Here is a 7177-nt window from a genome sequence, read left to right on the forward strand (position 1 = left end):
CACCGCCGTGACCGGGGTTCCGCGCGCGGCGAGCGCCCGGACCGCCGGACGCAGCACCCGTGTCGCTCCGACGACGAGGACGGGCCGGGCGCCGCCAGGGGCCGCCCCCTGGCCTTCCTCCGCCGCGGGCCCGGGCTCCCCGTCCGCCGCGCCGCCTTCCGTCTCCCGCATCCTGCTGGCCTCCCACCCGTCCAGTACGTGGCTCATCGTCGCCCCCTGGACAGGGCGCGAGTCCTCCACTCTGCGCGATCGAGGGCTCACCTCACCAGCCATGTGCTCATCTTTGCTCATTCGTGCTCATTGACGCGCGTTCGGGGAGTGCCTAGGGTTTTCGCTGAGGCGCTGCCGGTCGCCGGCCCTGATGCGCGCCTCCTCTGTCCTCGGCCGGCTGCGAGGTTTTTCCCATGGCTGCTGCCCCGCCCCCCGCCCCGCGTACCGCGCTCCCGCCCCCGAACGGGGGCGGACTCGCGTGCGCGCAGGGCCGGTACGGACTGCGAGGCAATCTCGAACTCCTCCTCTGCGACGAGGAGGACGGACTCTGGGTGCTCTGGTTCAACAACGACCCGGAGGACACCGCCCCCGAGGCGGGAGGACCGCCGCCCGGCTCGTGGAGCGGCGCCCTGCGCTTCGGTACCGGCAGGCGCTACGACGACGTCCAGGTGGTGCAGAGCGCGCACGGCCCGCACCACCTGGAGGTGCTGGCGAGGTCCGGAGCGCGCACCCACCGCCTGCGGTGGAACCCGGAGACCGCCTTCACCACCGAGGAACCGCCCCCCACGGGAAGCGTCCGGGCGGCGAGCCTCACCGAGGACCCGGACGGCACGCTGTGGACGGCCGTGCTCGGCGAGGACGGAAGCCCGCGCCTGTTCCGCGCCGACGCCGGGGCGTACCCCCGCCTGACCTGGGAGCCGACGCCGCTCCCGCCCCGGAGCCCGGACGCTCCCGGCGCCGTCCTCCTTCTTCCGCTGCCGCACGCCCCGCGTCCCGGCCTCGCCCTGCTCGGTGCCGTCGGCGGGAGCTACCTGGCCCCGGGCGGCGACGAGACCCCGCTCCCGGCCGGGCTCGTCGCCGCGTCGGTGGTGCGCGAGACCGTCCCGCGTCTGTACGTGTGGAACGAGGCTGCGGAGCGGATCGACGTCGTCGACCTCGGCACCCCGGCCCCGTACCGGAGCCTCCAGGCGCCCGGTGAGGGCCCGGTCACCGCGCTCGCCGCCACGACGTTCGCCCACGCCCCGCGCCGCACGGACCTCGTGCTGCGCAGAGGCGGCCGGCTGTGGCACGTCAGCGACCCGGGCGGCGACGAACCGGCCCGGTCCGTCCCGCTCCTGAGCCGCCTGACCCGGACCCCCGGGGACGAGGAACGCCCGGTGCACCGCACCTCCTGACCGACCGCGCCGCCGCACCCCGCGCTTTCCCACGCGCGCAGCCCGCGTCGCCCGCGTCACTCCGTTCGCCACGCCCGGCGCGGCCGCAAGCCGCACCCCTTCCCGCCGCACCCCCTTCCAAGAGAGATCCAGGATCACCATGCGCATACTCATCGTCGGCGCCGGCGGTGTGGGCACCGCCGCCGCCCGCATCGCCGCCCGCCGCTCCTTCTTCACGCACTGCGTCGTCGCCGACTACGTGCCCGAGCGCGCCGACGCCGCGGCGCGGGCCACCGACGACCCGCGCTTCGTCGCCGCCGCCATCGACGCCTCCGACGAAGCCGCCGTCGAGGCCCTGCTCCGCGAGCACCGCGTCGACGTCGTGCTCAACGCCACCGACCCGCGCTTCGTGATGCCCCTCTTCCGCGCGGCCCTCGCCGCCGGGGCCCACTACCTCGACATGGCCATGTCCCTCTCGCGCCCGCACCCCGAGCAGCCCTACGCCCGTACCGGGGTCATGCTCGGCGACGAGCAGTTCGCGCTGGCGGAGGAGTGGGAGGCGGCCGGACGGCTCGCCCTCGTCGGGATGGGGGTCGAGCCCGGCCTCTCCGACGTCTTCGCCCGTTACGCCGCCGACCACCTCTTCGACACGATCGAGGAGATCGGGGTCCGCGACGGTGCCGACCTCACCGTGGACGGCTACGACTTCGCGCCCTCCTTCTCCATCTGGACCACGATCGAGGAGTGCCTGAACCCGCCCGTGGTGTGGGAGAAGGACCGCGGCTGGTTCACCACGGAACCCTTCTCGGAGCCGGAGGTCTTCGACTTCCCCGAGGGCATCGGCGAGGTGGAGTGCGTCAACGTGGAGCACGAGGAGGTGCTGCTCATCCCGCGCTGGGTGGACGCGCCGCGCGTCACCTTCAAGTACGGGCTCGGCCAGGAGTTCATCGACGTCCTGCGCACCCTGCACAAGCTCGGCCTCGACCGCACCGAGAAGGTGCGCGTCGGCGACGTCGAGGTCTCCCCGCGCGACGTGGTGGCCGCCTGCCTGCCCGACCCGGCCGCCCTCGGCGACCGGATGCGCGGCAAGACCTGCGCCGGGACCTGGGTCAAGGGCACCCGCGACGGGGCGCCCCGCGAGGTGTACCTGTACCACGTCGTCGACAACGAGTGGTCGATGCGCGAGTACGGCTCGCAGGCCGTCGTCTGGCAGACCGCGCTCAACCCGGTGGTCGCCCTGGAACTGCTCGCGAACGGCACGTGGAAGGGCAGCGGCGTCCTCGGCCCCGAGGCCCTTCCGGCCGAGCCGTTCCTCGACCTGCTCCACGCCTACGGCTCGCCGTGGGGGATGCGCGAGCAGTAGGACGCACGTACGGCAGAGGGGCCCCCACCGACCGGCGGGGGCCCCTCTGCCGTACGAGGAGGCGAACGGCTCAGACGGTGACCGCGCCGTCCGAAGCCGAGCCGACGACCGCCACGTACTTGCTGAAGACGCCGCGCTCCACCTCGCGGACCGGGCGGCGCCACGCCGCGCGCCGCCGATCCAGCTCCTCCGGCGCGACATCGAGGTCGAGCGTGCCGCCCGCGCTGTCCACCGTGACGGTGTCGCCGTCGGCGACGAGCGCGAGCGGGCCGCCGTGCCACGCCTCGGGGGCCACGTGCCCGATGACCAGTCCGTGCGAGACCCCGCTGAAACGGCCGTCCGTGACGAGCGTGACGGAGTCGCCGAGCCCCTGCCCGACGAGCGCCCCGGTGATCGAGAGCATCTCGCGCATCCCGGGACCCCCGGCGGGGCCCTCGTAGCGGACGATCACCACGTCGCCCTCGCGCACCGCCCCGGCCTGGATGGCGGTGAAGCAGTCCTCCTCGGAGTCGTAGACGCGCGCGGGCCCCGTACGGACGAAGTCGGGCCGGCCGCCCAGCTTGAGGACGCAGCCGTCCGGGGCGAGCGAGCCGCGCAGGATGGCCAGCGCGCCGGCCGGCTTGACCGGCGCCTCGATGTCCTTGACGACCTCCTGCCCTTCGGCGGGCACGGCGTCGGCGGCGACCTCCGACAGCGAGCGGCCGTCCACGAGCGAGACGGAATCGCGCAGCACCCCGGCCGCGAGGAGCCGGGCGGCCACGAGCGAGGTCCCGCCCGCCCGCCACAGATCGGCGGCGGTGTAGGGACCGGCCGGCTTCAGCGCCGTGATGATCGGCACCTCCCGGCACAGGCGGCCGATGTCGTCGATGGCGAGGTCGAGACCCGCCTCACGGGCGATCGCCAGCAGGTGCAGCACCGCGTTGGTCGAGCCGCCCATCGCCGCGACGGACACGATGGCGTTGTGCAGCGCGTCCGCCGTCAGGATCGCGGAGGGGCGCAGATCGCGCGCGAGGACATCGAGGGCGAGTTCACCGACCCGCTCGGCGGCGGCGGTCTTCTCCTTCGCCGTGGCGGGGATGTCGCCGACACCGAACGGGGCGAGGCCGAGGAAATCCGCCACGGTCCCCATGGTGTTCGCCGTGTACTGCGCCGCGCAGGTGCCCGCGCCGGGGCACGCGTGCCGGGCGAGGTCGTCCACGTCCTCCTGGGCGACGCGGCCGACGGCCCGTTCGCCGAGCGCCTCCCACATGTCCTGGATCGTCACCTCGCGCCCGCGCCACGTGCCCGGCATCATGCTGCCGCTGTAGAGGAGCACGGAGGGGATGTCGAGCCGGGCCATCGCCATCATGGCGGCGGGCACGGTCTTGTCGCAGCCCACGATGCACACCATCGCGTCGAACTGGTGGGCCCGGCCCATGAGTTCGATGGAGTCGGCGATGACCTCCCGGCTCACGAGCGAGGCGCGCATCCCGGGCGTGCCCATCGTGAGGTTGTCGGAGACGGCCACGGTGTTGAACTCCATGGGCAGGCCCCCGGCGCGCCGCACCCCGGCGGCGACGTGCCGCGCGAGGTCCCGGTGCGTGAGGTTGCAGGGCATGGTGCCCGTCCACGTCGAGGCGATGCCCACGGTGGGGCGGCGCAGGTCCTCGTCGCTCAGCCCCATCGCGTACAGGTGCGAGCGGGCCGGTGCGCGGTCGGGATCGTCGGCGATGTTCATGAGATTCCTTCGGTCGTACGGGGCGGCCTCCCCCGGAGCGGAGCCGGGGGAGGCCGGGGGGTGGTGCGGGTGGGTGCGGGGGCGGGGGCGCGTACCGCTCCCGCGGGCTCAGTCGTGGACGCTGATCGGGTTGCGGAGCAGGCCGATGCCCTCGACCTCGACCTCGACCACGTCGCCGTCCTTGAGCCACAGTTGCGGCGTACGGCCCATGCCGACGCCGTTCGGCGTCCCGGTGGCGATGACGTCGCCGGGGTACAGGGTCATGTACCGCGACACGTAGGAGATGGTCTCGCCGATGCCGAAAATCATCTCCTTGGTCGAACTGTCCTGCACGGTCTCGCCGTTGACGCGCGCCGAGATCGCGAGCGCGTGTGGGTCGGCGACCTCGTCGGCGGTGACGATCCACGGGCCGAGGGGGCAGAACGCGTCGAAGTTCTTGCCCCGGAACCACTGCCCGTCGCTGAACTGCGCGTCGCGGGCCGAGACGTCGTTGGCCACGGTGTAGCCGAAGACGTGGTCGGCGGCCTGCTCGGGGGTCACGTTCCGGGCCGTCCGGCCGATCACGACGGCGAGTTCGGCCTCCCAGTCGAGCTGCTCCGTCGTGCCGCGCGGCACGCGCACCGTCGCCGTGGGGCCGGTCAGCGTGTGGGCGGTCTTGACGAAGGTCAGCGGGGTCTGCGGGGTCTCCAGACCGGTCTCGCGGATGTGGTCCGCGTAGTTGAGCCCGACGCAGACGATCTTCTGCGGCGCCGCGACCGGGCTGAGCAACTCGGCCTCGGCGAGCGGGATGCCGGGCACGTCGGCGCCGAGCACGTCCAGCGCCGTGCCCTGGGCGATCAGGTCGCGTACGGCGTCGGCCATGAACCGGGACTCCTCCGGCACGACCGGATAGGCGGTCCCGCCGTCCACGCGGGCGGCGAACACGCGGCCCTCGTGGCGGATGCGGGCGATCTTCATGGGCTGTCTCCTGACGGAACGGGGGGCGGGGGAAACGCGGTGCGAAGCCGCGGCTGTCTCAGGCGAAGCGCGGCAGGAAGCGGCTCTGGGCCGCCAGCAGGTCCTTCACGAGGGCCGCCGCCGCGTCGCGGTCGGTCACGGCGCCGTCCGCGATGACGGCCTCGACCACCAGGTCCTCGTTCCCGGTCATCGCCGCTTCGACGGCCAGGTCCACCGAGCTGAGCCGCCGCGACAGGATCGCGGTCAGCGGCGCGGAGAGGTCGGGCACCTGTACGGGGCGCAGCCCGCGGGCGGTCGCCACGGCGGGGATCTCCAGCGCCGCCGCGTCGGGGAGGCCGGGGACGCTGCCCCGGTTCGGCACGTTCACCGAGAACATCTCGCGGCGGTCGAACGTGATCGACCGGATGATCGCGAGGAGTTGTTCCTGCTCGCCCGTGGAGCGGTCGAACGCCGAGGCGTCCAGGGGCGTGTCGCCCTCCGCCTGCTCCCGCATCGACTGGTAGCGCTCCTCGCCCCACTGCAGGATCTCGGGTACGGAGAACGCGTCCACGCCGAGCTTCTTGCCGTAGTAGTCCCCGCCCGCCCAGCGCTCGGGGAAGAACTCCAGGACGTGCCTGTCGTTGGCCGCCGGATAGGCGCCGTACGTACGGAAGATCTCCCAGGAGAACGGGTTGTGCCAGGCCCGGCCGTTCTCCCAGATGGCGCCGATGTCCTCGGGTCGCGGCGGCTCCGCCAGCTCGCGGTCCACGCGGGCACGCACCACGGGCCAGGCGTCGCGGCCCTGGTGGCGGAAGTCGTAGATGAAGGTGAGGTGGTTGATGCCCGCGTACAGCGTCGAGGTCTCCTCGAAGGGCAGTCCGGCGAAGGCCGCCAGTTCCCGCTGCACGTGGTGCATGCCGTGGCACAGCCCGACGACCTCGGCGCCCGCGTAGCGGGTCATGGCCTGCACGTTGGCCGTCATCGGGTTGCTGTAGTTGAAGAAGTACGCCTCGGGGGCGAGGTCCACGACATCACGGGCGACGTCGACCATGACGGGCGTGGTCCGCAGCAGCCGCGAGATGCCGCCGGGCATCACCGAGTCGCCCACGGGCTGGTAGACACCGTGCTCCCGGCAGATGTCGTGGTCCGTCTGCCACGCGGGGCGTCCGCCCACGCCCACGCACGTCACGACGTAGTCGGCGCCGGGGAGTTCGGCACGGCGGTCGGTGGAGGACCGCACGGTGATGCGGTCCCCGGCGCCCTGGGCCTCCACCATGCGCTCGGCGAGCCGGGTGGCGACGGAGAGCGCCTCGGGGTTGACGTCGACGAGCCGGATCTCCCAGCGGCCGAGATCCTCGGCGGTGATGAGGTCGGCGAGCAGACCGCGGGTGAAGACGGCGCTGCCCGCGCCGATGAGGACGAGGGACCGCTGGTCGCTGATGCTGTCGGACACGTGCTCTTCCTTTCTGGAGTGCCTGTCCGGACCGGGGCCCGGGAGGCGAGGGGGAGGGGCCGGGGCGCGCCGCCCCGCGCCCCGACTGTCGTTGCTGTCGTTCAGGAGGCCGGAGGCAGCGCCGCCACCGCTTCGTCGCCCAGCGGACGGCCGGAGAGCCGCGCCGCGTGGAGCGCCGCACCGAGGACGGGAGTGGTGCGGGGGGTTCGCGGCGCGAACCGCTCGGGTGCGGCGGCGAGCGCGTCGAGGAACGCCTCCCGCACCTCCGCCACGCCGAGGACGCCGCCCGACCACGACAGCGGTACGGGCTCCTCCGGGCCCCGCCCCAGCGCGCGGTGCGCGGC

Annotated in this window: 5 protein-coding genes and 2 pseudogenes; 2 read left to right on the plus strand and 5 right to left on the minus strand. The window is 73.6% G+C overall.

The features are described from left to right. Positions 1-207 (minus strand): annotated as a pseudogene (locus G3I42_RS37055) (RNA-binding protein); the annotation flags it as partial. Between the two features lie 197 nt (positions 208-404). Between G3I42_RS37055 and G3I42_RS21795 the strand changes: the two are divergent. Next, positions 405-1385, plus strand: coding sequence for a hypothetical protein (locus tag G3I42_RS21795; protein ID WP_164288406.1), 981 nt, complete (start codon positions 405-407; stop codon positions 1383-1385). A 139-nt stretch (positions 1386-1524) separates the two neighbouring features. Next, positions 1525-2727, plus strand: a complete 1203-nt coding sequence (locus G3I42_RS21800) for a saccharopine dehydrogenase C-terminal domain-containing protein (protein ID WP_164288408.1) — start codon at positions 1525-1527, stop codon at positions 2725-2727. Between the two features lie 70 nt (positions 2728-2797). Here G3I42_RS21800 and ilvD read toward each other — a convergent pair whose 3' ends face one another. From ilvD to G3I42_RS21820, 4 genes and pseudogenes are all read right to left on the minus strand, one after another. Then, complete coding sequence (gene ilvD, locus G3I42_RS21805) at positions 2798-4444, minus strand: dihydroxy-acid dehydratase (protein ID WP_164288410.1); 1647 nt, start codon at positions 4442-4444, stop codon at positions 2798-2800. Between the two features lie 108 nt (positions 4445-4552). After that, entirely contained in the window at positions 4553-5401 is an 849-nt protein-coding gene (locus G3I42_RS21810; protein WP_164288412.1) for a fumarylacetoacetate hydrolase family protein, read from the minus strand. A 58-nt stretch (positions 5402-5459) separates the two neighbouring features. Next, positions 5460-6833, minus strand: coding sequence for a hypothetical protein (locus G3I42_RS21815; RefSeq protein ID WP_164288414.1), 1374 nt, complete (start codon positions 6831-6833; stop codon positions 5460-5462). 101 nt (positions 6834-6934) lie between these two features. Further along, a pseudogene (locus G3I42_RS21820) lies at positions 6935-7177 on the minus strand (N-acetylglucosamine kinase); the annotation flags it as partial.

It is taken from the genome of Streptomyces sp. SID11385, from assembly GCF_010548245.1.
Taxonomy (GTDB): Bacteria; Actinomycetota; Actinomycetes; order Streptomycetales; family Streptomycetaceae; genus Streptomyces.